Raw genomic sequence first — 21,835 nt, 5'->3', positions numbered from 1 at the left:
TCCCTGATTATGCTGGATTGGCAAGCCGTTGATACCGTAATGCTGGATATGGACGGTACCCTGCTGGATCTGCACTTTGACTCCCATTTCTGGCTTGAATTCCTGCCCCGGCGCTATGCCGAGATCCATGGCTTGGATCTGGAGCAAAGCCGCGCACCTTTGATCGAGCGGATCATGTCTGAGCGCGGTTCCCTGAACTGGTACTGTCTCGATTACTGGAGCGAACAGCTCGAAGTGCCGATCGCCGAGCTGAAACGGGAGATCGCCGACCGTATCGGCTATCGCCCCGGGGTGGAGGTGTTTCTTGAGCGGTTGCGAGCCAGTGGTCGACGCACGCTGATCGTGACCAATGCCCATCGTGACAGCCTAAACCTGAAGATCGAGAAAACCGCTATTGATCAACAGGTCGATTTGGTGATCTGTTCCCACGACTTCGGTCTGCCCAAGGAAGATGTCCGCTTCTGGACTAAGCTTCAGGAGGTGGAGCCGTTCAACCCACAGCGCACGCTGTTTGTAGATGATAGCCTGCCGGTGCTGGAGTCTGCGCGTCGTTTCGGTATTGCACAGCTACTGTGTATCACCACGCCGGATAGCCAGATGCCATCCCGGGTGATCGATGGATTTGATGCTACTGATGATTTTTCCGAGGTAATGCCACCCCTATGAGCAAGCAGTCTCATAACGACAGTTCACACCATGACAAGTCACACCAGGACCACTCACATCATGAGAAGGTCCGCCTGGATAAGTGGCTCTGGGCCGCACGTTTCTACAAGACCCGCGCCATCGCCAAGGCGATGATCGAAGGCGGTAAGGTGCACTACGATGGCCAGCGCGCCAAGTGCAGCAAGATGGTTGAGGTGGGTGCCCAACTGCAGATCCGTCAGGGTAATGAAGAGAAAACCGTTGAGGTGATCGCGCTGTCGGACCAGCGTCGCGGAGCGCCCGAAGCGCAGAAGCTGTATCGCGAGACCGAAGACAGCATCAAGGCCCGTGAGGAGTTTGCCAAGGCACGCAAAGAGACCGGTAGCGGCCCGGATCACCGGCCCAACAAGAAGAGCCGGCGCGAGTTGCTGCGAGTTAAAGGGCGTTTCTGATTAAAAAGCTGACTGCTGCTGTAGGAAAAACAGCCTGCGGGGTGCTTATTCTGTGCCCAATCCGTTAAAATTCGCGGCTTCCCATATGTACCGGATGCAGGCATCAAAAGTCCTGCACCGGGCAAGCGATCTGTAGGTGAAAAGTGAGTAACAGCGACGAGATTCAACGTATCCTTTTTGATGAAATCGACGTGCGTGGCGCCGTTGCCCGCGTCGAGGACAGCTATCAGGAGGTACTCTCCCGCGCCAACTATCCGGCTGTGATTCAGCGGGTGCTCGGTGAAATGCTGGCCGCGGTCAGCCTGCTCAGTACCAATCTCAAATTTGAAGGTCGCCTGATGCTCCAGGCCGCAGGGGAGGGTTCCCTGCGGGTACTGATGGCCGAGTGCAGCCACCACCAGAACCTGCGTGCCATCGCCCGCTATGACGGCGATATCGATGATAACGCTGCTTTCAATGAGCTGCTGGTCAACGGTCGTCTGGCGTTGACCATCGAGCCGGATAACGGCCGTCGTTACCAGGGCGTGGTACCTCTGGAAAAACCGACCCTGGCGGGTTGTCTGCAGGATTACTTCCGTCAGTCAGAGCAGCTCTCCACCAGCATCCAGCTCGCGGCGGACGGAAAGCGTGCCGCAGGTCTGCTGCTGCAGGTACTGCCGGCCTCCGATTCCGGCGATGCCGACTGGCAGCACATCAACACCCTGGCGCAGACGCTGAAGGGTGAGGAACTGCTGGAGCTGGATAACGAAACCATGCTGTATCGCCTCTTCCATGAAGAGAACTGCCGTCTCTACGATCCCGAAAAGCTGACTTTCCACTGTGATTGCACTCGCAGTCGTAGTGCCGAGGCATTGAAAATGATGACCGAGGAGGAGCTGCTGAATGTGGCTGAAGAGCATGATGGCGTGATCGAAGTAAGTTGCCATTTCTGCAACGAACTTTATCGTTTTGATGAGGCTGATATTCGCGCACTCTTCCACGACGCCGGTCAGCTGGACGATACGGATAATCTGCACTGACCGTCATGGCGGGGCTGAGAGGTTTTTAAGGGGTGGCCCGGCGGGTTATCCTCGCTTAGAACTTATGCGATAATTGCGGGTTCTATACATAACTAAAGCGGGGCCTAAACCCGCTGAAATAAGAACTATCAAGTCTTCTATTGCTTTCAGGTAAATTGGCGCGGAGCCAAGGGAATCAGGGTAATGACCAAAGAAACCGTCACTAATGTACACGTGAATCCCAGCCCGGCTGAGCTGGTCGAGCTGGCGATTGCACGCAATGAAGGTGTTCTGGCGGACACCGGCGCACTTGTCGTCAAAACCGGTAAACGTACCGGTCGTTCGCCGATGGATCGCTTCATCGTTGAAGAGCCCAGCACTGCCGACTCTATCGATTGGGGCAACATCAACCGTCCGTTCAACGCCGAGAACTTCGATGCTCTCTGGGATCGTGTTGAAGCCTATCTGGCGGACCAGGAACATGTTGTGTCTCACGTGCATGTTGGCTCCGATCCGAGTCACTACCTGCCGGTAAAAATGACCACTCAGACCGCCTGGCAGAACCTCTTTGGTCTGAACCTGTTCATCCGCCCGCACGAATTCAATCCGAAGGGCAAGGAAGAGTGGCAGATCCTCAACGCGGCGGGCTTCGAATGCGAACCTGAGCGTGACGGCACCAACTCTGACGGCTGCGTCATCCTGAACTTTGCCAAGCGCAAGGTGCTGATCGCCGGTATGCGTTACGCCGGTGAAATGAAGAAAGCGATGTTCTCCGTGCAGAACTTCCTGCTGCCGGAAAAAGACGTACTGCCGATGCACTGCTCCGCCAACATCGGTGAAGATGGTTCCACCACTCTGTTCTTCGGTCTCTCCGGTACCGGTAAAACCACCCTGTCTGCAGATCCGGATCGCTACCTGATCGGTGATGACGAGCACGGTTGGGGCAAAGGTGTTGTCTTTAACCTGGAAGGTGGTTGCTACGCCAAGACCATCAACCTGAGCAAGAAGAACGAGCCGATCATCTGGGACGCTATCCGTTTCGGTGCCATCGTTGAAAACGTACACCTGGATGAGAAGCGTCACGCGGATTACAACGATACGCACCTGACCGAAAACGGTCGTTGCGCTTACCCGCTGGACCACGTTGAGAAGCGTTCCGCTACCAACATGGGCGGCGAACCTGATTCCATTGTCTTCCTGACCTGCGACCTGACTGGCGTTCTGCCGCCGGTATCCGTGCTGACCAAGGAAGCGGCTGCGTACCACTTCCTGTCCGGTTACACCGCGCTGGTAGGCTCCACCGAAATGGGTTCCGGCGGTGGTATCAAATCCACCTTCTCTACCTGCTTCGGCGCACCCTTCTTCCCGCGTCCGGCGCACGTATACGCTGACCTGCTGATGAAGCGTATCGAAGAGTTCGGTTCCCGCGTATTCCTGGTCAACACCGGCTGGACCGGTGGCTCCTACGGCACCGGCGAGCGTTTCAGCATTCCGACGACTCGTGCGATCATCAGCGCGATTCAGGACGGCAAGCTGAACGACTGCGAAACCCAGCATCTGCCGGGCATCAACCTGGCTGTGCCGACCTCCGTACCGGGCGTTGACAGCAAGCTGCTGAACCCGCGCGATACCTGGGCTGATCCGGCTGCCTATGACGCGGAAGCGGCTGAGCTCATCGCTAAATTCACCGGCAACTTCAAGAAGTTCGACGGCGTTTCCGAAGCGATCAAGAACGCAGGCCCGCAGGACTAATACCTGTCCTTAGGCCATAAAAAAACGCCCCGTCAGTGACGGGGCGTTTTTGTTTCTGTCATCGATAACGTCGCAGGAGTGACGCCTTCGTCGCGATCCCGCCGCCAGAGTTTTGAATCACCATAGTGCCGCCTTCAACCGGCCCGAGGGCGGGCTTCCTACAGAACACGATGTTCAGTCAATACTCAGCTCAAACCCGATGGCGCGCAGGTACTCCGCTTCACTGTCCAGATCGGCACGTGTCAGCGGATGGTTATCGAGCCAGCCCTTGGGGAAACTGAGGCGAATCGTTTTCTCTTTGGCCTTGAGTTTCAGTGCCGGCAGCTTGGCGGTGCTGCGGCTGCGATGCATCAACACCGACAGACGCAGGATCAGGCAGAGGAAGCGATAGCTGTGACGCTTATCGTCCGGTAGCAGCTTGTACTCCTCCTTGGGGAACTTGCGTCGGTGGCCACGGGCGAGAAACGCCAGCAGCTGCTGCTCGGTGTTGGTGAAGCCGGGCAGGTCGGAGTGCTGCAGCAGGTAGGCACTGTGCTTGTGAAACTGGGTATGGGCGATAGTCAGGCCGATCTCATGGGTGCGCGCCGCCCAGGTCAGCATGTTGCGATACTCTTCGTCGTTCAGAGACCAGGCGTCAGCGGCTTGGTCGAACAGGAACAGCGCCGTTGTTTCGACCCGGCGGGCATAGCCGCCATCCACGTGGTAACGCTTTTTCAGCGCCTTGATCGTGCGTTCGCGGACATCCTCATGACGCAGCCGGCCAGCCATGTCATACAGCAGCCCTTCACGCAGTGCACCGTCGGAGTAATCCATGGATGAGATACCGAGAATTTCGAACACGGCGATCAGAATCGCGGTGCCCGAGGGTAATACAGCACGGCGGGCAGGTTTGATGCCCTCGATATCGATCTTGTCAGCCTGACCGAACTGAATCAGCTGGTCTCGGACCGCTTTCAGACCCTCCAGGGTGATCTGTTCGCCAAAGCCGAGCGACATGCAGGCCAGGCGTAGCGCCTTGGCGGTGCCGGAGGAGCCGATGGTGCTGCTCCAGCGCAGGCGCCGGTAATCGCGGCGGATGGCGACAAGCTCCCGCGCGGCGGCTGTGCGCGCCCTGTCCATCGCTTCGCGAGTGATGCTGCCATCGCTGAAAAAGCGCTTGGTGTAGCTGACACAGCCCATGTGCAGGCTTTCGAGGCGCAGCGGCTCAAAGCGTGAGCCAATAATGAACTCGGTACTGCCGCCGCCGATATCGACCACCAGACGGCGGTCGTTGTCGTCGGCCAGAGTATGGGCGACGCCCAGATAGATAAGGCGGGCTTCCTCGCGACCGGCGATCACCTGGATAGGCACGTCGAGCACCTGCGCCGCCCGGGCGATAAACTGGCTGCGGTTTTTCGCCTCGCGCAGGGCGTTGGTACCGACGATGCGGATGCTGTCGCGCGGCAGCTCGGAGACCCGCTGGGCAAAACGGCTCAGGCAATCGAGGCCGCGCTGCTGTGCCTCTTCATCGAGATTGCCGTCTACGCCCAGTCCTGCTGCCAGCTGTACCTTTTCGGACATGATATCGATCGGCTTAAGCTCACCATCGCTGACGCGGGCAACCACCATATGGAAGCTGTTGGAGCCAAGGTCGATGGCCGCAAGCAGTGCTCCCTGCTGACCGTTCTGGGTGGGTAGGTCCTGTTCGGGCATCCGTTATAGGTCTCCGGGTACTGGTATGAAGTAGGGTGTCTCTGGGTGACTTTCTTTGGATCGTTCTGTCGCCGGGAAAAGGGGAAGATTACCAGATGTAATTACGGCCTTGCATGCCTAAAACCCCTGTAAAATGCGGGTTTAATACGCTGTTCACATTGGTTTCATGCTGGTGGTATCATCACTTGTCAGTTTTTAACGCACTCGGGAAGTGCCGACATCAGTCACTTTGCCAACGTACAGGCGAGAAAGTACAGGCGAAATCTGCAATAAAGCTCTCCACTTGTTCAACGCCGGCTTCAGATTTTTCTGAAGTTAGGGCAGCATTGTTGCTCGTGGACGCTAACCTTTCTGGTTTTCGCCTGGTTGCTATAGACTGATTTCATCTTCCCTGATGCACTGGAGAGCAGAGCTAATGAGTGAGAACATCGTAAGCGTTACCGATGCGACTTTCGAAGAGGAAGTCCTGAAAGCGGATGAGGCTGTCCTGGTCGACTACTGGGCTGAATGGTGCGGTCCCTGCAAAATGATTGCGCCGGTGCTGGAAGAGATCGCCAAGGACTACGCAGGTCGCCTGAAGGTCTGCAAACTGAATATCGACGAGAACAACGAAACTCCGCCGAAATTCGGTATTCGCGGCATCCCCACGCTGATGCTGTTCAAAGGTGGCAATGTAGAAGCAACCAAGGTCGGCGCGCTGTCCAAGTCTCAGCTCGCGGCTTTTGTTGACGCCAACCTCTGATCGCTGTGCGAAGACGCGATGCGCCGGTTTCCGGCCATTGCGTTTTCTTACCCCGTACGCTGGACAGCAGTTCCCTTAAGCTTTATATTGCTTTTCACTTATCTGTCCGGCCTCAGTGTCCGCTGCAGGCGTCGGCCTGAGCCACTTAATTTTTCTTCCGACTAATAACCACTCCGGTTTCCATCCTGGCCAGCTCTTTGCGGCTGCTTTCAAAAAAACTATGAATCTTACCGAACTCAAAACTAAAAGTGTTCCGGAACTTCTGGATATCGCCACTCAGATGGGCCTCGAAAACATGGCCCGGTCCCGCAAGCAGGACGTGATCTTCGCTATTCTGAAGAAGCACGCCAAGAGCGGGGAGGACATCTACGGCGACGGCGTTCTCGAAATTCTGCAGGATGGCTTCGGCTTCCTCCGCTCTGCAGACTCCTCCTACCTCGCCGGTCCCGACGATATCTACGTTTCCCCCAGCCAAATCAGACGCTTCAACCTCCGCACTGGTGACACCATTGCCGGTAAGATCCGTCCCCCGAAAGATGGGGAGCGTTACTTCGCGCTGCTGAAAGTTAACGAGATCAACTACGATCGGCCGGAAAACGCGAAGAACAAGATTCTGTTCGAAAACCTGACGCCGCTGTTTGCACAGAAGCGTCTGCGGATGGAACTGGGTAACGGCAGTACCGAAGATATCACCGCCCGTGTTCTCGACCTGGTTACTCCTATGGGTAAAGGTCAGCGTGCGCTGATTGTGTCTCCGCCTAAGGCTGGTAAGACGCTGATGCTGCAGAACATCGCCAACAGCATCACCCGTAACAACCCCGAGTGCTACATGATCGTTCTGCTGATCGATGAGCGCCCGGAGGAAGTGACCGATATGCAGCGCACCGTGCGCGGCGAAGTGGTTGCCTCCACCTTCGACGAGCCGCCGTCACGCCACGTGCAGGTCGCCGAGATGGTGCTGGAAAAGGCCAAGCGTCTGACCGAGCATAAGAAGGACGTAGTCATTCTGCTCGACTCCATCACCCGTCTGGCCCGCGCCTACAACACCGTTATCCCGTCATCCGGCAAGGTACTAACCGGTGGTGTCGATGCTCACGCACTGGAGCGTCCGAAGCGTTTCTTCGGTGCTGCGCGTAACATTGAAGAGGGCGGCAGCCTGACCATCATCGCTACCGCGCTGGTAGACACCGGCTCCAAGATGGACGAGGTTATCTTCGAGGAGTTCAAGGGTACCGGTAACTCCGAGGTGCACCTGGACCGCAAGATCGCCGAGAAGCGTGTCTTCCCGTCGATCAATATCCGTCGCTCCAGCACCCGTCGCGAAGACCTGCTGACCTCCGAGGAAGAGCTGCAGCGCATGTGGATCCTGCGCAAGCTGCTGGACTCCATGGAAGACACCGCAGCGACCGAGTTCGTCATCGACAAGCTGAAGGACTTCAAGACCAACGATGAGTTCTTCATGTCGATGAAGCGCAAGTAACAGCGACTGATCCATCGTTAGAAAGGGTGAGTAAGAGAAGCCTGAAGAGCGCTTCACTACTCGCCCTTTTTTATGTCCCTCAATCGGGCCTGTAACCGATAAACTGGAACTCAGCAGAAGGTATCCAAGCTGATGACTAGCCCCAAGTACAAGGATCTGCGCGACTTTATCAAGATGCTGGAGTCGCGCGGTGAGCTCAAACGTATCCGCACCGAGGTCGATCCCTACCTGGAGATGACCGAAATCAGCGATCGCACGCTGAGGGCCGGCGGCCCGGCGCTGCTGTTCGAAAACCCCAAGGGCTATGACTATCCGGTGCTGACCAACCTGTTCGGTACGCCGGAGCGGGTTGCCCTCGGCATGGGCGAAGAGTCCGTCGAGGCACTGCGCGGCGTGGGTGAAACCCTGTCTCAGCTGAAAGAGCCGGAACCGCCCCGCGGTATGAAAGACGCCTGGGAAAAGCTGCCGCTGTACAAGCAGGTGCTGAACATGGGGCCCAAGGTGGTTAAGAATGCGCCCTGCCAGCACACGGTGATCGAAGGGGATGATGTGGATCTGAACCGGATCCCGATCCAGACCTGCTGGCCCGGCGATGCAGGTCCCCTGGTGACCTGGCCGCTGGTGGTAACCCGTGGCCCGGAGAAGCCGCGCCAGAACCTGGGTATCTACCGCCAGCAGCTGATCGGTCGCAACAAGCTGATCATGCGTTGGCTCTCCCATCGCGGCGGCGCGCTGGATTTTCGCGAGTGGCAGCAGCAGCATCCCGGTGAGCCGTTCCCGGTGGCCGTGGCGCTGGGTGCTGACCCGGCGACGATTCTGGGTGCCGTGACCCCGGTGCCCGATACCCTGTCGGAGTATGCCTTCGCGGGTCTGCTGCGCGGCGGCAAGACCGAGGTCGTGAAGTGTATCGGCAGTGATCTGCAGGTGCCCGCCAGCGCCGAGATTATCCTGGAAGGGTTTATCTATCCCGGTGAGATGGCCGATGAAGGCCCCTTCGGCGACCACACCGGCTACTACAACGAGGTGGACCAGTTCCCGGTGTTTACCGTGGAGCGGATCACCCAGCGTGAGGTGCCTATCTATCACAGCACCTACACCGGTCGTCCCCCCGATGAACCGGCGGTGCTGGGCCTGGCTCTGAACGAGGTGTTTGTGCCGATCCTGCGCAAGCAGTTCCCCGAGATCGTCGATTTCTACCTGCCCCCGGAGGGCTGCTCCTATCGCATGGCGGTGGTCACCATGAAGAAACAGTACCCGGGCCACGCCAAGCGCGTGATGTTCGGTGTCTGGTCCTTCCTGCGCCAGTTCATGTACACCAAGTTCGTGATCGTCTGTGATGACGATGTGAATGCCCGTGACTGGAACGATGTAATCTGGGCGATCACCACCCGCATGGATCCGGCCCGGGATACGCTGCTGGTGGAAAACACCCCGATCGATTACCTCGACTTTGCCTCGCCGGTATCGGGCCTGGGTTCGAAGATGGGGATGGACGCCACCAACAAATGGCCCGGCGAGACCGACCGTGAGTGGGGCGTTCCGATCGAGATGGACCCGGCGGTGAAGGATCGCGTCGACAGCCTCTGGGATGAGCTGGATATTCTCGGTAATGGCTGAACAGCCTGACGCCGTGCGCTGGCAGATCCGTGTGCAGGGCGTCGAGCAGGTGATTCAGGCTGGCAGTGGTGAAACACTGCTCTCAGCCCTCGAGCAGGCGGGTGTGCCGGTACGGCATGCCTGTCGCAACGGCGTCTGTGAGATCTGTGAGGCGCGTCTCATCGTCGGTGCGGTGACCCAGCGCTATCCGGCGCTGCAGATTCAGGCGGGTGGGGATGCACCCCTGCTACGGCTCTGTGCGGCCTACGCCGCCAGCGATCTGGAGCTGGAACTGATGCCCTACGCCTGGAAACGCTGAAACCGCTCAGCCGGCAACAGCGGCGGCCTTGGGCAGCAGCGGCTCGGCGAAGCCGCCGGTGGCAGCGCTGGCCTTGTTGTTCAGGTAGATCGCACAGGCGACTCGCAACAGCGACGCCAGATTGCCGATCTCACCGCGCTCTTCGATCACTTCAGCATAAAGCTGGCTGATAAACTGCCCGGCAGATAGCTCCTGCTCGGCGGCCAGCTCTTCCAGAATATCCCAGAACTCATTTTCCAGTCTGACGCTGGTGACACAGCCCTGCAGCCTTACTGAGCGGGTGACACACTCGTAGCGGTCCGGTGTGGTCGACGCATAAACTCTGCACATGGTTGTTCTCCCTCTTTGTTTTTGTTGGCCAAACCATGGCGCCCTGACGGGCTGAGTCAGGCTGGGCGGCTCAGGGTGGAAGATTCAATGTAGTACTCCACTAATACCCGCGGCCCGTTAACTCGGCCTAGACTCGACCCTGATGCTAACCGGCATAAAGTCCGACAACAACAATAAGATGATCGGGCAGCGGTGCTGTCCGTGTCAGGAGAAAGCCATGTCATCGAAGAATCTTTCCAGGCGTACCTTCCTGAAGGCGGGTGGTGGTGCGCTGGTCGGCACGCTGGCGATGTCCGGTGGAGCCATTGCGCTGCTTGCCCCAAGCCGCAGCTGGGCGGTGACCACGAACCATCTCAGTACCGCTGAGGGCGAGGTCCTGCTTGGTTTTACCCGTCAGCTGTTTCCGCATCGGGATCTGGAAAATGCCGTCTACGCCCTGGTGGTGAAGGCACTGGACAAGCAGATCGATAGCGATCCCGGCGTCTATACCCTGCTGATCGATGGCGTCGCTGCACTGAACCGAAGTGCTGGTGGTGACTGGCTGGCGCTGGATAAGACGGCGCGGGCCGCCAGTGCCAAAGCAGCACGCACCAGCCTCACTCCCTTCTTTGAAAAAATTCGCTCCACCGCGGTCGTGGCGCTGTATGACAACCCGCTGGCTTATGCCCATTTCGGTTATCAGGGCTCGGATGGGGATGGCGGCTACCTGTTGCGCGGGTTTAACGACCTGACCTGGTTACCGGATCCGGGGCAGCCGGACTCGGGCCCGCTACCGCCCGGGGTCGCTAATAAAAATAACAACGCCTGAGCCAGGATCGAGGAGTAAACCCTATGTCTGTATTCACAAATTACGCAAGGTTTGACCAAGATGACGCCAGCGTTGTCGTCATCATCGGCTCCGGTGCCGGCGGCGGTACCCTGGCCAATGAGCTGGCCCAGAAGGGGATCGACGTGGTGGTTCTTGAGGCCGGCAGTTTTAACGACCGTCTCGATTTTCACGCCGATGAGTGGCCCGCTTTCAGCCAGCTTTCCTGGCTGGATAACCGCACCACCAGCGGTGACTGGCGTATCGCCAAGGATTTTCCCAACCTGCCCACCTGGATCTGCAAGACCGTGGGCGGCACCACGGTGCACTGGGCCGGCGCCAGCCTGCGCTTTCAGCCCCATGAATTCAGCGCGAAAAGCCATTACGGCGAGGTGGCTGGTGCCAACCTGCTGGATTGGCCGATCGGTTACGAGGATCTCGAACCTTTTTACATTCAGGCCGAGAAAAAGATGGGCGTAACCCGGACCAACGGCAACAAGGGATTGCCAGGTAACAACAACTTCAAGGTGATGCATGCCGGCGCCGAAAAGATGGGTTATGCCTGCACCACGGGCCATATGGCGATTAACAGCGAGACCCGCGACGGCCGCCCCGGTTGCCAGCAGCGCGGATTCTGTTTCCAGGGCTGCCGCTTTGGCGCCAAGTGGTCGACGCTCTATACCGAGCTGCCCGCCGCGGCGAAGACAGGGCACATGGAGCTGCGCACCGATTGCCACGTGGCGCAGATCGAGCATGATGCTGAGGGTAAGGCCACCGGTGTCACCTACTTCGACGCCTCGGGTCAGCTGCAGCGTCAGAAGGCGCGGCTTGTCGCCGTAGCGGGTAACTCCATCGAGACGCCGCGCCTGCTGTTGAACTCGGCCTCCAGCCTGTTCCCGCAGGGGATGGCCAACAGCTCGGGGCAGGTGGGCCGCAACTATATGCGCCATACCACCGGCTCGGTGTACGCCACCTTCGACAAGCCGGTGCATATGTATCGCGGCACTACCATGGCGGGGCTGATCTCCAACGAGGCTAAGCACGATCCGAGCCGTGGCTTTGTCGGTGGCTACGAGATGGAAACCCTGTCGCTGGGATTACCGTTCATGGCGGCGTTTCTTGATCCCGGTGCCTGGGGCGAGCAGTTCACCCACGCCATGGATCAGTACGAAAACATGGCCGGTATGTGGATCGTCGGTGAGGATATGCCGCAGGAGAGCAACCGCATCACGCTGCATGGTGAACTGAAAGACCAGCACGGTCTGCCGGTACCGAACGTGCATTACGACGATCACCCCAATGATCTGGCGATGCGTGATCATGGCTTCAAGCAGGGTGCTGCACTCTATCGCTCGGTGGGCGCCATCGACACCTATGAGGTTCCGCCCTATCCGTCAACGCACAACCTGGGTACCTGCCGTATGAGCGAAAAAGCGGCCGATGGGGTTTGTAATGCCTTCGGTCGTACCCATGATGTACCCAACCTCTTTATTTCGGACGGCAGCCAGTTCACCACCTCGGCGGCGGAAAACCCGACGCTGACCATCGTTACGCTGGCGATCCGTCAGGCCGGCCATATCGCTGAGCTGATGAGTCGGGGCGAGGTGTAACTGACGCACAGAGGCGTTCGATTTCCAAGGCGCTCCTCCCCAAGCTGGGAGGACGCACAGATTAAAAGGCATCCACTAAAGGAGATATGTATGAGTTTTGCAGGTGAGCAGGTACCCGGAGTGGAACAGCCCGCCCCAGAGGCGCAGGGCTTCCGCCTTAATCACAGCATGCTGAGGGTGAAGGATCCAGCGGTATCGTTGGCGTTTTATACCCGTGTTTTCGGCATGCGTTTGCTGCGCAAGCTGGACTTCGAGGAGATGAGTTTCTCGCTGTACTTCCTCGGTCGTCTGGATGACGACGAGGTGATTCCGGAAGATGTAGGTGAGCGTACCGCCTGGACCTTCAGCCAGCGCGGCCTGCTGGAGCTGACCCATAACTGGGGTACCGAAACCCAGGAGGGCTTCAGCTATCACAACGGTAATGCTGAGCCGCAGGGCTTTGGTCATATCTGCTTCACCGTACCGGACCTGGATGCGGCGATCGCCTGGTTTGATGCCAACGAGGTGGAGTATGTGAAGCGCCCGGAGCAGGGCAAGATGAAGGATGTGGCCTTTATCAAGGATCCGGATGGCTACTGGATCGAGATCGTGGAACCCGCGCGGATGAAAAACGTGGGTCGTTGAAGCTGAAACCGCGGCATTAAAAAGGGCTCTTGCGAGCCCTTTTTTGTGTCTGTCGATCAGTGTGCCTTTTTGGTCAGCTTATCGAGCAGACCCATGGCGACCGCGGAGACCACAAACGTCAGGTGGATGAGCACGTACCAGAGCAGTTTGTCGTTATCGATATTCTGCGCGTTCATAAAGATCTTCAGCAGGTGGATCGACGAGATCGCCACGATGGACGCCGCTACCTTGTTCTTCAGGCTGTTGGTATCCAGCGTACCGAGCCAGCTCAGCTTCTCTGAGCCCTCGTCCAGGTCGATACGGGAGACGAAGTTCTCATAGCCTGAGAACATCACCATCACCAGCAGGCCGCCCACCAGGGTCAGGTCGATCAGCGACAGGATCACCAGCACCAGTTCGGTTTCGGCGATCTCGGCAATATGCGGCAGCAGGTGGGCCAGCTCCATGAAAAACTTGATACCCAGGGCGATAAGCGCAAGGCTCAAACCCAGGTAGATCGGCGCAAGGATCCAGCGCGACAGGTACATAAGACGTTCGAACTGACGTTCCAGCATCTCTTTTACGGTCCTCTAAAAAATTGAAGGCCCCAGTAATCTGGGGCCTGGTGTTGGGGTTTCAATATCTGCAGCTAAGACTGCAATTACGAGCTTTAGCTACAGACCTCAGAGCTTGCGCTTGGTTTCGTCCATATCCAGCTGGGCGGTCTCGGGCGGTAGCGGCAGGGCCGGGAGTTTACCGTTGACCAGGTCAAAGCCCCGGGCAGAGATTTCGCCGGCACGCTCCTTCTCGCCGAGGTGGCTGAGCAGGCGGCTGAGTTCGGCATATGCTTCCGCGCTTGGCTGCAGCTCGAGGCTTTGCTCGAAGTGCTTGATCGCCGCGCCCCAGTGTTCGTTCTGCATCGACAGACGGCCCAGGGTCAGTTCCAGCGCCGGGCTGGCGTCATGCTTCTTCAGCCAGGCGCGGGCGGTATCCAGCTGCTTGTGCGGGGTGCTGCTGGTGATGCGGCCATAGAGAGCCACCAGTTTTTCGTCCCACTGTTTTTTCAGCTGCTCGCGCAGCATCTTCTCGGCTTCGTCGGCGCTGCCCGCTTCAACCATCAAACCGGTGTACTGCTCGATCAGGTCGGTGTCGTGGGTGCAGTTAGCCGGAAGCTCCTGCCAGGTATGGGCCACAGCCTGAAGGCGGGTTTTGCTGTCCGCTTCGGCCGGCTGGTTGCTCAGGCTCTGTGACAGCAGGTGGCGTGCGGCCCGGGTTTCCAGATCACGCAGCTGCTGCTCGGGCAAAACCTGGTGGCGGCGCAGATCGGGCATCAGCTGGGTCAGACCGGACCAGTCATTGAGGCGCACATAGGCTTCTTTCAGCAGTTTGAGCACGTAACTGTGTTTCGGCGCCAGACGCTTCAGGTGCAGCAGGGTCGCCAGTGCCGGCTCGTTCTGTCCGCGGGAAAGCTGGATCTGTGCCTGCACGATACCCACCGCCACTTCCGCTTTCGGCGTGGCTTCACGGGCTTTCTGCAGCAGGTTGTCCGCGGCGTTGGTTTCACCCTGTTCGTGGGCGGCCTTGGCGGCGGCCAGGTAGTTGATCAGCGGCTGCTCGCTGCGCTCGGCGGCCTGGGTCAGGAAACGCTGGGCCTTCCACCAGTTACCCTCAGACAGCGCCATCAGGCCTTTCAGGGTCTTGTTCTGTGCAATCTTCTGATTACGGCGACCGCGCCAGCTACGCATCCTCTGTGCCGGCAGGCGGGCACGGCCGATCAGGTTAATCAGGGTGTGCAGCACGGCAAAGGCGATGATCGCCATCAGCAGCAGCACCCAGAGGCTGGTTTCGATCGTGGTTTCCTTGTAGGCGAGCAGCACGTAGCCCGGATCCTGCACCATCAACTGACCGAGCCAGGCGCCGGCCAGCAGCAGGAGCAGCAGGATGATGAAGAAGCGTTTCATCGGTTCGCCTCCTGTTTCAGACGTGCCATCTCACTCAGGTGCGCCTTGAGGGCCTTGAGCGAGCCTGAGATGTCCGGCAGTTCGGGAGCAACATCGATCTGCTTCAGTTCGGCGAAAGCGCGCAGCAGTGACTCGGTGGTGGCATCCTTTTCATCGAAGTAGGTGCTCACCCAGTCGTTGGCCTTGAGCAGACTGGCGTCGAACGCCAGCTGTTTGCGCTGCAGCAGCGCCAGTTGCGCCTGCTCCAGCATCAGGTGCAGGTTCTGCTGCAGGTAGTAGGTCTGTTCCGGTGACATCAGCGGTTCTACCGGTTCATCCCGGTGCTGAATCACCACCAGCTTCTCAAACTTGTCTACCGCCTTGCCCCAGGCGGCGGCTGCGCCTTCGGTCCAGCTCTGCTCCACCGATTCCGGTGTGATCTCTTCGAGCATGGCGGGCAGCTTGCGCTTATCGGTGATCGGCGTGACACGCAGGTTATCCACCTGGCTGCTCAGGGCCGCCAGCTGCAGGTAGATGCCTTCGGTATCCAGGCTAGGTACTGCTTCCAGCGCGGCGATATCCTGGGCCAGGGCTTCACGCACCGGGTAGAGCGCCACGTCGTCGCTCTCACGCAGGATCTGGTCGGTGGATTTCAGCAGTGTCAGTGCGCCGGTGGCGGTCTGCTCCATCAGCACACGCTGGTTGGCCAGGCGCAGCAGGTATTCCGCTTCCGCCAGCAGGAAGTCCTCGCGGGAGGTTTCCCGGGTGGCATTCACCTGTTTGATCGCATCGGTCAGGCGTTGCTGCAGCTGGGCGATATTCTGCTTGTCGGACTCGGCCTGGCTTTTCAGCGCGCCGAGGGTCTCGCTGACACCGCTGACACGGTCGGCGATCTGGGCGCGGGTGTTGGCCAGTTCGGTTTCGACCTGCTGGGCGATGGCGCCCTGGGAATTGGTGGTGCTCTGTTTCAGCTCCCAGCCCTGCCAGCAAAGATAGCCGACGCCACCGAGCGAAATCACCGACAGCAGCAACGCCAGTTTGCCGGGCCAGGTGGCTGGCTTTTTCGGCTCACTGGCCGGGGGTTGGGTGCCTGAACCACCCGCATCTCCACCTGCTGCCGCTGATGCACTGGGTTCGCTATCAGTGGCCTTGTTGCTGTCGGTGGAAGGAGTGGTTGCTGAGACTGTGGGCTTATCAGAGGAGGAGTCGCTGGCGGTGGTGTTTTCCGCTGCGCTGGTTTGTTCTTCAGTTTTCGACTCGGTTGCCAAGGTTTGCTCCTCGGGCTTGCGGGTATCGTTCATACCTTAGATTCCAGTCAGTCGGCAGGTCTTAACAGGTGGTTGAAAATCTCTCTGCGTTACTCGTTAACGCTTTTCAATACGCTGCTAAGGCGCGGATCATGGACGAGTCATCCGGTCCGTCCGCTATCCTGATTCGTGTAAAGCCCCGGGCTCTGGCGAGATCGGCGATCCGCCGGCTCGGAACGATCAATGCTGTTTCAAGTAGATCCGACTCTGCACCTGCAAGTTCCAACAGGTTATCCAGAGCCATGCCGCTGGTTATCAGAATAACGGATAATCGCTGTGCATAAATAGTACTTTTGATTTCCGCTTGGCTGTAGCGGGGACAAACGCGGCGATATAGATCAGCGTAGTCCACATCGGCACCGCGTGATCTGAGAGTCTCGGCGAGCAGCTCGCGACCGCCTTCTCCACGCAGGATCAGAAAGCGTTTTTCGGCGATATTCTCAAGTAGCGGGTCGGCCAGCAGTGCTTCGGAATCGAAGCCATTTTTGACGTGGTAAGCGTGAATCCCCAGCGACTCCAGCGTAGCAGCGGTGCCGGCGCCTATGGCCAGCCAGTCGATTCCCACCGGCAACTGCGGCCAATATTGATCGATCCACTGCTCGCCGATACGGGCGGCGTTGGGGCTGATAAAGATCACCCCGGCATAAAGATCGAGATCGAGGATACGCGCCTTGATCAGGTTGTAGGCGCCCCTGTCGCTCTCATCGATCGGTTCGATCTCGAGCAGTGGGAAGGGGATCGGTTCCCCACCCTGCTTCTGCAGTGCGTCGATCAGCCCCTCAGCCTGATGTGCCGGGCGGGTGACCAGCACCCGCAGCCCCGCCAGCGTCTGTTCAGCCACGCTCGGCATACACCTCTTTCAGAATATCCGCCGCGCCGGCGTCGAGCAGGCGCTCCGCCAGGGTGATCCCCAGCTGTTCTGCCTGATCCACCGGGCCGCGGATCTCGTCGCGCAGCACCAGGGTTCCGTCGGGGCGGCCCACCAGGCCGCGCAGCCAGATTTCACTGATATCGTCGTTGAGGGTGGCGTAGCAGCCGATCGGCACCTGGCAGCCGCCTTCGAGGCGACGGTTCATGGCGCGCTCGGCGAGTACGCGGTAAGCGGTTTCGGTGTGGTGCAGCGGCGTGATCAGGTCGATCAGTTCCTGGTCATCGCTGCGGCACTCGATACCCACCGCACCCTGGCCGCCAGCGGGCAGGCTCTCCTCGGCGGGCATCTCGTAGCGGATACGTTCGTTCAGTTCCAGGCGCATAAGACCTGCGGTGGCGAGGATAATGGCGTCGTAATCGCCGTTATCCAGCTTGCCAAGGCGGGTCTGCACGTTGCCGCGCAGGAATTTCACCTGCAGATCCGGACGGCGCTCACGCAGCTGAACTTCACGGCGCAGCGAAGAGGTGCCGACAACGGCGCCTTCGGGCAGCTCATCCAGGTGGTTGTAGTGGTTGCTGACGAAGGCATCGGTGGGGTTTTCCCGTGGGCAGATGACGGCCAGGCCGAGGCCTTCGGGAAACTCCATCGGCACATCCTTCATGGAGTGCACGGCGATATCCGCTTCGCCATCGAGCATGGCGTTTTCCAGCTCCTTGACGAACAGCCCCTTGCCGCCGATCTTCGCCAGAGGCGTATCGAGAATCTTGTCACCCTTGGACTGGATCTTCAGCAGCTCCACCTGGATACCGGGGTGGATGCGCTCCAGTTCAGCCTTGACGTATTCGGCCTGCCAGAGGGCCAGCAAGCTGCGACGGGTGGCGATGCGGATGGTTCTGCTCATGGGTGAATCCTTGTCAGGAGGCTTAGCCTCGCCAGGTGGAAATATAAGTGCGATCGAATGGCCGGCAGTTTAACAGAAAGCGGCCTGCGGATTGACTGATTCGCCTCAGCTCTGTGCCGGTACCCGGATCACCTGCTCCAGCTGTCGGGCCGCTTCACGCAGCTGGGGTTCAAACTTCAGTAGGTCCTCCAGCGAGCAGCGAATCACCGGAGCGTGGGTGAACAGGCAGGCCAGCAGGCGATCATTGGCGTCCTTGACCGGTACCGCCACCGCCACCATGCCGTCGATAAATTCCTCGTTATCCACAGCCAGCTGTTGCTGTTCTGTGTGAGCGAGCTCATCCATCAGTTCGGCAGGGTCGGTCAGCGTATTACGGGAGTACTGCTGTACCGGCAGCTTTTCGATCATCAGCTGGCGCTGGCTTTCCGGCAGGTTGGCGAGATAAAGCTTGCCGCTGGCGGTGCACCAGGTTGGGGTGTGGCTGCCGATCGGCAGGTTGATCTGCAGCGGCCAGTTGGTCTGGATGCGGTCGAAGTAGAGCATCTCGGTGCCATCGGGGATTGCCAGACCGCAGGTCTCTCCGATATGGCTGGACAGGTCCTCAAGAATGGCGCGGCGCTGCGCCTTGTAGCGTCCGGCGTAGATGATCCCCAGGGCCGCCTGGTGCAGACGGGCGCCGGGAATAACAAAGCCGCGCATATTGGTCTGCAGAAATCCCTCTTTCTCCAACGTCTGCACCAGTCGATGGCCGGTGGCCTTGGGAATGTCGAGCTGCTTGGCGAGTTCTGTGGGGGTCATCGGCTTGCTGGCGCTGGCGACCGCTTCGACGATCTCCAGCACACGGAGAATCGATGAGCCTTTCTCCCGTCGTGTGTTGGTCATGGGGTAGTTATCTGTCCATTACTGTGACTGCTGAGAAAGAGTATACAGGCTGTACCGGGTCTGAACATGGCCCGGAACGCAGCCTGGTTTGGCGACAGCGGCGCAAAAAAAACCGCCCGGTCAGGGCGGCAAAATCAGCGTACCAGGGGTACCACGCGATTCAGCAAAGCGTTGCTGTTGAGGGTTTACTTCATGGTCGGCATGGAGAACTCCGCGCCGGCGCGGATGCCGGTGGGCCAGCGGCGGGTGACGGTTTTCATCCGGGTAAAGAAGCGCACACCGTCGGAGCCATGCATGTTCAGCGGACCGAAGATGGAGCGCTTCCAGCCACCGAAGCAGTGGAACGCCATCGGTACGGGGATAGGCACGTTGATACCCACCATGCCAGCCTGCACGTTCTCCTCGAACTGGCGCGCGGTGTCGCCGTCGCGGGTGAACAGTGAGGTGCCGTTGCCGTATTCGTGATCGTTGATCAGCTGCAGCGCCTCATCGAAGCTCTGCGCTCTAACCACCACCAGCACCGGTCCGAAGATTTCCTCCTGATAGATGCGCATGCTGCGGGTGACGTTATCGAACAGGGTAGGTCCCACGAAGAAACCGTTCTCGTGGCCATCCACCTTGAAGTTACGGCCATCGACAACCAGGGTGGCACCCTCTTCGACGCCGGTATCGATATAGGAAAGAATCTTCTGTTGATGCTCGCGGCTCACCACGGGTCCCATATGCGGCTCAGGCTCTACACCGAGGCCCGGCCCCACCTTCATCTGACCGATCTCGGTTTTCAGCATCTCCACCAGGTTATCGGCCACCTCGTCACCGACGCAGACCGCGACAGAGATCGCCATGCAGCGCTCACCCGCTGAACCGTAAGCGGCCCCCATCAAAGAGCTGACCACCTGTTCCGGGTCGGCGTCCGGCATAACGACCATGTGGTTCTTGGCGCCACCGAGGGCCTGGCAGCGTTTGCCGTGGGCGGAAGCAGTGGCATAGATATATTCGGCGATCGGTGTTGAACCGACGAAGCTGACCGCCTGAACGCGCTCATCGGTGAGCAGTACATCCACCGCCTCCTTGTCACCGTTGACCACATTGAAGACACCTGCGGGCAGCCCCGCTTTGGCCAGCAGTTCGGCGATAAACAGCGGTGCGCTCGGATCCTTCTCCGAGGGTTTCATCACGAAGGTGTTCCCGCAGGCGATCGATACCGGGAACATCCACATCGGTACCATCGCCGGGAAGTTGAACGGGGAGATACCGGCACAGACGCCCAGCGGCTGCATCAGCGAGTCGGAATCGATATTGCGGCCCACGTTGAGCGAGTGCTCGCCTTTCTGCAGATGCGGTATGCCGCAGGCAAATTCGACCACTTCCATGCCGCGGGTGATCTCGCCTTGGGCATCGGAAAATACCTTGCCGTGCTCGGCGGTGATCAGCTCGGCCAGTTTGTCGCGGTTCTGATCCAGCAGCTCCTTGAACTTGAACATCACCCGGGCGCGTACCACCGACGGTGTCTTGGACCACTCGGTGAAGGCGGCCTGGGCGGCGGCTATGGCGCCACGGGTTTCATCCGCGGTGGATAGCGTCAGGGTGCCGCTCTGCTCGCCGGTGGCGGGGTTGAAAACCGGCTGGGTGCGGCCGGATTCGCTGGCAACAGGGGTGTTGTTGATAAAGTTGGTCAGGGTGCTCATTTTGAAACTCCGTTAGTTGTTCTTGTTCGCTTGAGTAAGACTGAGGTCGATCACTGCTGGTGCCAGACGGCGGCATACAGCTCGATCAGTTCGGCAACACTGGGTACCCGCGGGTTATTGCCCGGGGAGCCCGATGCCAGCGCCTGTTCCGCCATGGTTTCGCGCAGCTCGAAATAGCGCGCTTCATCGATGCCAAAGTCTGCAGGACTGGGCACCTGGAGCTCCGTGTTCAGTGCGCGTAGTTCGGCGATGAGCTTCTGGTTTGCCGTGGCGGTGTCGTCGCCCGGTTCGGCGGCGCCGATGGCGCGTGCGCAGTCAGCGTAGCGCTCGGCCGCGCTGTCCAGGGAGAAAGCGGTGACGGTGGGCAGCAGCATGGCGTTGGAGAGGCCGTGAGGTACGTGGAAAAAGGCACCGATGGGGCGGCTCATGCCGTGCACCAGGGCGACAGAGGCTGCGGAAAAAGCCACGCCGGCCAGGGTTGAGCCGAGCATCATCGCTTCGCGTGCTTCCCGGTCATTGGGGTTGTGGTAGGCACGGCGCAGGTTCGGGCCGATCAGTCGCATGGCCGCCAGCGCCTGGCTGTCGCTGTAGGGATTGGCCTTGGCGCTGACGTAGGCCTCGATGGCGTGGGTCAGCGCATCGATACCGGTATCGGCGGTGACGCGGGCCGGCACCGAGATGGTCAGTTCGTAATCCACCAGCGCCGCCGCCGGCATAAAGCCAAGCCCGACACAGAGCATTTTTTCATCCTTGTCGGCATCGGTGATGATGGTGAAACGGGTTACCTCGGAACCGGTACCGGCGGTGGTGGGGATGGCGATAACCGGAAGTCCCTGCTCGCTGACATCACGAGGGAACTTGTAATCGCGCATCTGACCGCCGAATTTGCCCAGAATCGAGATCGCCTTGGCGGAGTCGATGGGGCTGCCACCGCCGAGGGCGATGATCGAGTCGTAGCTGCCGCCCTTCACTTTATCCACACCGGCGATGATCGATGCCTCGGTAGGTTCCGGCAGAGTATCGGCGAACAGGTCGCTGTCCAGTCCCGCCGTTGTCAGCACCGCCCGGAGTTTATCCACATAACCCAGTTGGACCATCATTGGGTCGGTGACGATCAACGGGTTTTTGCATCCCAGCGCGGCCAGTATTTCCGGGGCCTTGGCGCTGGCTCCGGCGCCCACTTCCAGCAGGCGAGGCAGAATGATTCGGTTGCTCATAGGTG

General features: G+C 59.3%; 21 protein-coding genes. 11 read left to right on the top strand and 10 right to left on the bottom strand.

Going from position 1 to position 21,835, the window contains the following annotated elements; translation table 11 throughout:
* Positions 1-9 precede the first annotated feature (9 nt).
* From yrfG to CLV83_RS14875, 4 genes are all read left to right on the top strand, one after another.
* Positions 10-666, top strand: coding sequence for a GMP/IMP nucleotidase (gene yrfG, locus CLV83_RS14890; protein ID WP_132293938.1), 657 nt, complete (start codon positions 10-12; stop codon positions 664-666).
* On the top strand, positions 663-1,097 hold the full coding sequence (hslR, locus tag CLV83_RS14885; protein WP_132293935.1) for a ribosome-associated heat shock protein Hsp15: 435 nt from the start codon (positions 663-665) through the stop codon (positions 1,095-1,097). The genes yrfG and hslR overlap by 4 nt, the downstream gene beginning before the upstream one ends.
* A 143-nt stretch (positions 1,098-1,240) precedes the next feature.
* Positions 1,241-2,116, top strand: coding sequence for an Hsp33 family molecular chaperone HslO (gene hslO / locus CLV83_RS14880; RefSeq protein WP_132293932.1), 876 nt, complete (start codon positions 1,241-1,243; stop codon positions 2,114-2,116).
* Between the two features lie 183 nt (positions 2,117-2,299).
* Positions 2,300-3,847 (top strand): phosphoenolpyruvate carboxykinase, encoded by a 1,548-nt coding sequence (locus tag CLV83_RS14875; RefSeq protein WP_132293929.1) that lies wholly within the window; start codon positions 2,300-2,302, stop codon positions 3,845-3,847.
* Positions 3,848-4,021: 174 nt separating this feature from the next.
* On the opposite strand, the gene ppx is transcribed toward CLV83_RS14875, so the two are convergent.
* Positions 4,022-5,539 carry an exopolyphosphatase gene (gene ppx / locus CLV83_RS14870; RefSeq protein ID WP_132293926.1) on the bottom strand — a complete coding sequence of 506 codons (1,518 nt, stop codon included), beginning with the start codon at positions 5,537-5,539 and terminating at the stop codon, positions 4,022-4,024.
* A gap of 415 nt (positions 5,540-5,954) precedes the next feature.
* Here ppx and trxA point away from each other — a divergent pair, with 415 nt between their 5' ends.
* From trxA to CLV83_RS14850, 4 genes are all read left to right on the top strand, one after another.
* Positions 5,955-6,281, top strand: coding sequence for a thioredoxin TrxA (gene trxA, locus CLV83_RS14865; RefSeq protein ID WP_132293923.1), 327 nt, complete (start codon positions 5,955-5,957; stop codon positions 6,279-6,281).
* Positions 6,282-6,501: 220 nt separating this feature from the next.
* Positions 6,502-7,761: a transcription termination factor Rho gene (gene rho, locus CLV83_RS14860; protein ID WP_132293920.1), complete on the top strand. Its 1,260-nt coding sequence runs from the start codon at positions 6,502-6,504 to the stop codon at positions 7,759-7,761.
* A 132-nt stretch (positions 7,762-7,893) separates the two neighbouring features.
* Positions 7,894-9,378, top strand: coding sequence for a 4-hydroxy-3-polyprenylbenzoate decarboxylase (gene ubiD, locus CLV83_RS14855; RefSeq protein WP_132293917.1), 1,485 nt, complete (start codon positions 7,894-7,896; stop codon positions 9,376-9,378).
* Entirely contained in the window at positions 9,371-9,676 is a 306-nt protein-coding gene (locus CLV83_RS14850; RefSeq protein ID WP_132293914.1) for a 2Fe-2S iron-sulfur cluster-binding protein, read from the top strand. Before ubiD ends, CLV83_RS14850 begins: the two co-directional genes overlap by 8 nt.
* Positions 9,677-9,682: 6 nt before the next feature.
* Here CLV83_RS14850 and CLV83_RS14845 read toward each other — a convergent pair whose 3' ends face one another.
* A complete protein-coding gene (locus CLV83_RS14845; RefSeq protein ID WP_132293911.1) occupies positions 9,683-10,006 on the bottom strand; it encodes a ribbon-helix-helix domain-containing protein in 324 nt (107 codons plus the stop codon).
* 217 nt (positions 10,007-10,223) lie between these two features.
* Here CLV83_RS14845 and CLV83_RS14840 point away from each other — a divergent pair, with 217 nt between their 5' ends.
* The 3 genes from CLV83_RS14840 to gloA all read left to right on the top strand — a co-directional run bounded on the left by CLV83_RS14840 (position 10,224) and on the right by gloA (position 13,045).
* Positions 10,224-10,814 (top strand): tat (twin-arginine translocation) pathway signal sequence, encoded by a 591-nt coding sequence (locus CLV83_RS14840; RefSeq protein ID WP_243642395.1) that lies wholly within the window; start codon positions 10,224-10,226, stop codon positions 10,812-10,814.
* A gap of 23 nt (positions 10,815-10,837) precedes the next feature.
* Complete coding sequence (locus CLV83_RS14835; protein ID WP_132293905.1) at positions 10,838-12,421, top strand: GMC family oxidoreductase; 1,584 nt, start codon at positions 10,838-10,840, stop codon at positions 12,419-12,421.
* Positions 12,422-12,511: 90 nt separating this feature from the next.
* Complete coding sequence (gene gloA / locus CLV83_RS14830; RefSeq protein ID WP_132293902.1) at positions 12,512-13,045, top strand: lactoylglutathione lyase; 534 nt, start codon at positions 12,512-12,514, stop codon at positions 13,043-13,045.
* A 56-nt stretch (positions 13,046-13,101) separates the two neighbouring features.
* Here gloA and CLV83_RS14825 read toward each other — a convergent pair whose 3' ends face one another.
* The 8 genes from CLV83_RS14825 to CLV83_RS14790 all read right to left on the bottom strand — a co-directional run bounded on the left by CLV83_RS14825 (position 13,102) and on the right by CLV83_RS14790 (position 21,830).
* The gene (locus CLV83_RS14825) at positions 13,102-13,599 is read right to left on the bottom strand and encodes a TIGR00645 family protein (protein ID WP_243642394.1); all 498 of its coding nucleotides are present in this window, start codon (positions 13,597-13,599) and stop codon (positions 13,102-13,104) included.
* Between the two features lie 108 nt (positions 13,600-13,707).
* Positions 13,708-14,985, bottom strand: a complete 1,278-nt coding sequence (locus tag CLV83_RS14820; protein ID WP_132293899.1) for a heme biosynthesis HemY N-terminal domain-containing protein — start codon at positions 14,983-14,985, stop codon at positions 13,708-13,710.
* Entirely contained in the window at positions 14,982-16,265 is a 1,284-nt protein-coding gene (locus tag CLV83_RS14815; protein ID WP_132293896.1) for a uroporphyrinogen-III C-methyltransferase, read from the bottom strand. The genes CLV83_RS14820 and CLV83_RS14815 overlap by 4 nt, the downstream gene beginning before the upstream one ends.
* A 73-nt stretch (positions 16,266-16,338) precedes the next feature.
* Complete coding sequence (locus CLV83_RS14810) at positions 16,339-17,121, bottom strand: uroporphyrinogen-III synthase (RefSeq protein ID WP_132293893.1); 783 nt, start codon at positions 17,119-17,121, stop codon at positions 16,339-16,341.
* Positions 17,105-18,043, bottom strand: a complete 939-nt coding sequence (hemC, locus tag CLV83_RS14805; RefSeq protein WP_132293890.1) for a hydroxymethylbilane synthase — start codon at positions 18,041-18,043, stop codon at positions 17,105-17,107. The genes CLV83_RS14810 and hemC overlap by 17 nt, the downstream gene beginning before the upstream one ends.
* Before the next feature lie 105 nt (positions 18,044-18,148).
* On the bottom strand, positions 18,149-18,925 hold the full coding sequence (locus CLV83_RS14800) for an IclR family transcriptional regulator (protein ID WP_132293887.1): 777 nt from the start codon (positions 18,923-18,925) through the stop codon (positions 18,149-18,151).
* A gap of 185 nt (positions 18,926-19,110) precedes the next feature.
* The gene (locus tag CLV83_RS14795; protein WP_132293884.1) at positions 19,111-20,613 is read right to left on the bottom strand and encodes a CoA-acylating methylmalonate-semialdehyde dehydrogenase; all 1,503 of its coding nucleotides are present in this window, start codon (positions 20,611-20,613) and stop codon (positions 19,111-19,113) included.
* A 50-nt stretch (positions 20,614-20,663) separates the two neighbouring features.
* Positions 20,664-21,830 carry an iron-containing alcohol dehydrogenase gene (locus CLV83_RS14790; protein ID WP_132293881.1) on the bottom strand — a complete coding sequence of 389 codons (1,167 nt, stop codon included), beginning with the start codon at positions 21,828-21,830 and terminating at the stop codon, positions 20,664-20,666.
* Positions 21,831-21,835: the final 5 nt, after the last annotated feature.

Source organism: Marinobacterium mangrovicola, from assembly GCF_004339595.1.
Classification (GTDB): Bacteria; Pseudomonadota; Gammaproteobacteria; order Pseudomonadales; family Balneatricaceae; genus Marinobacterium_D; species Marinobacterium_D mangrovicola.
This window is presented reverse-complemented; position numbering and strand designations above follow the sequence as displayed.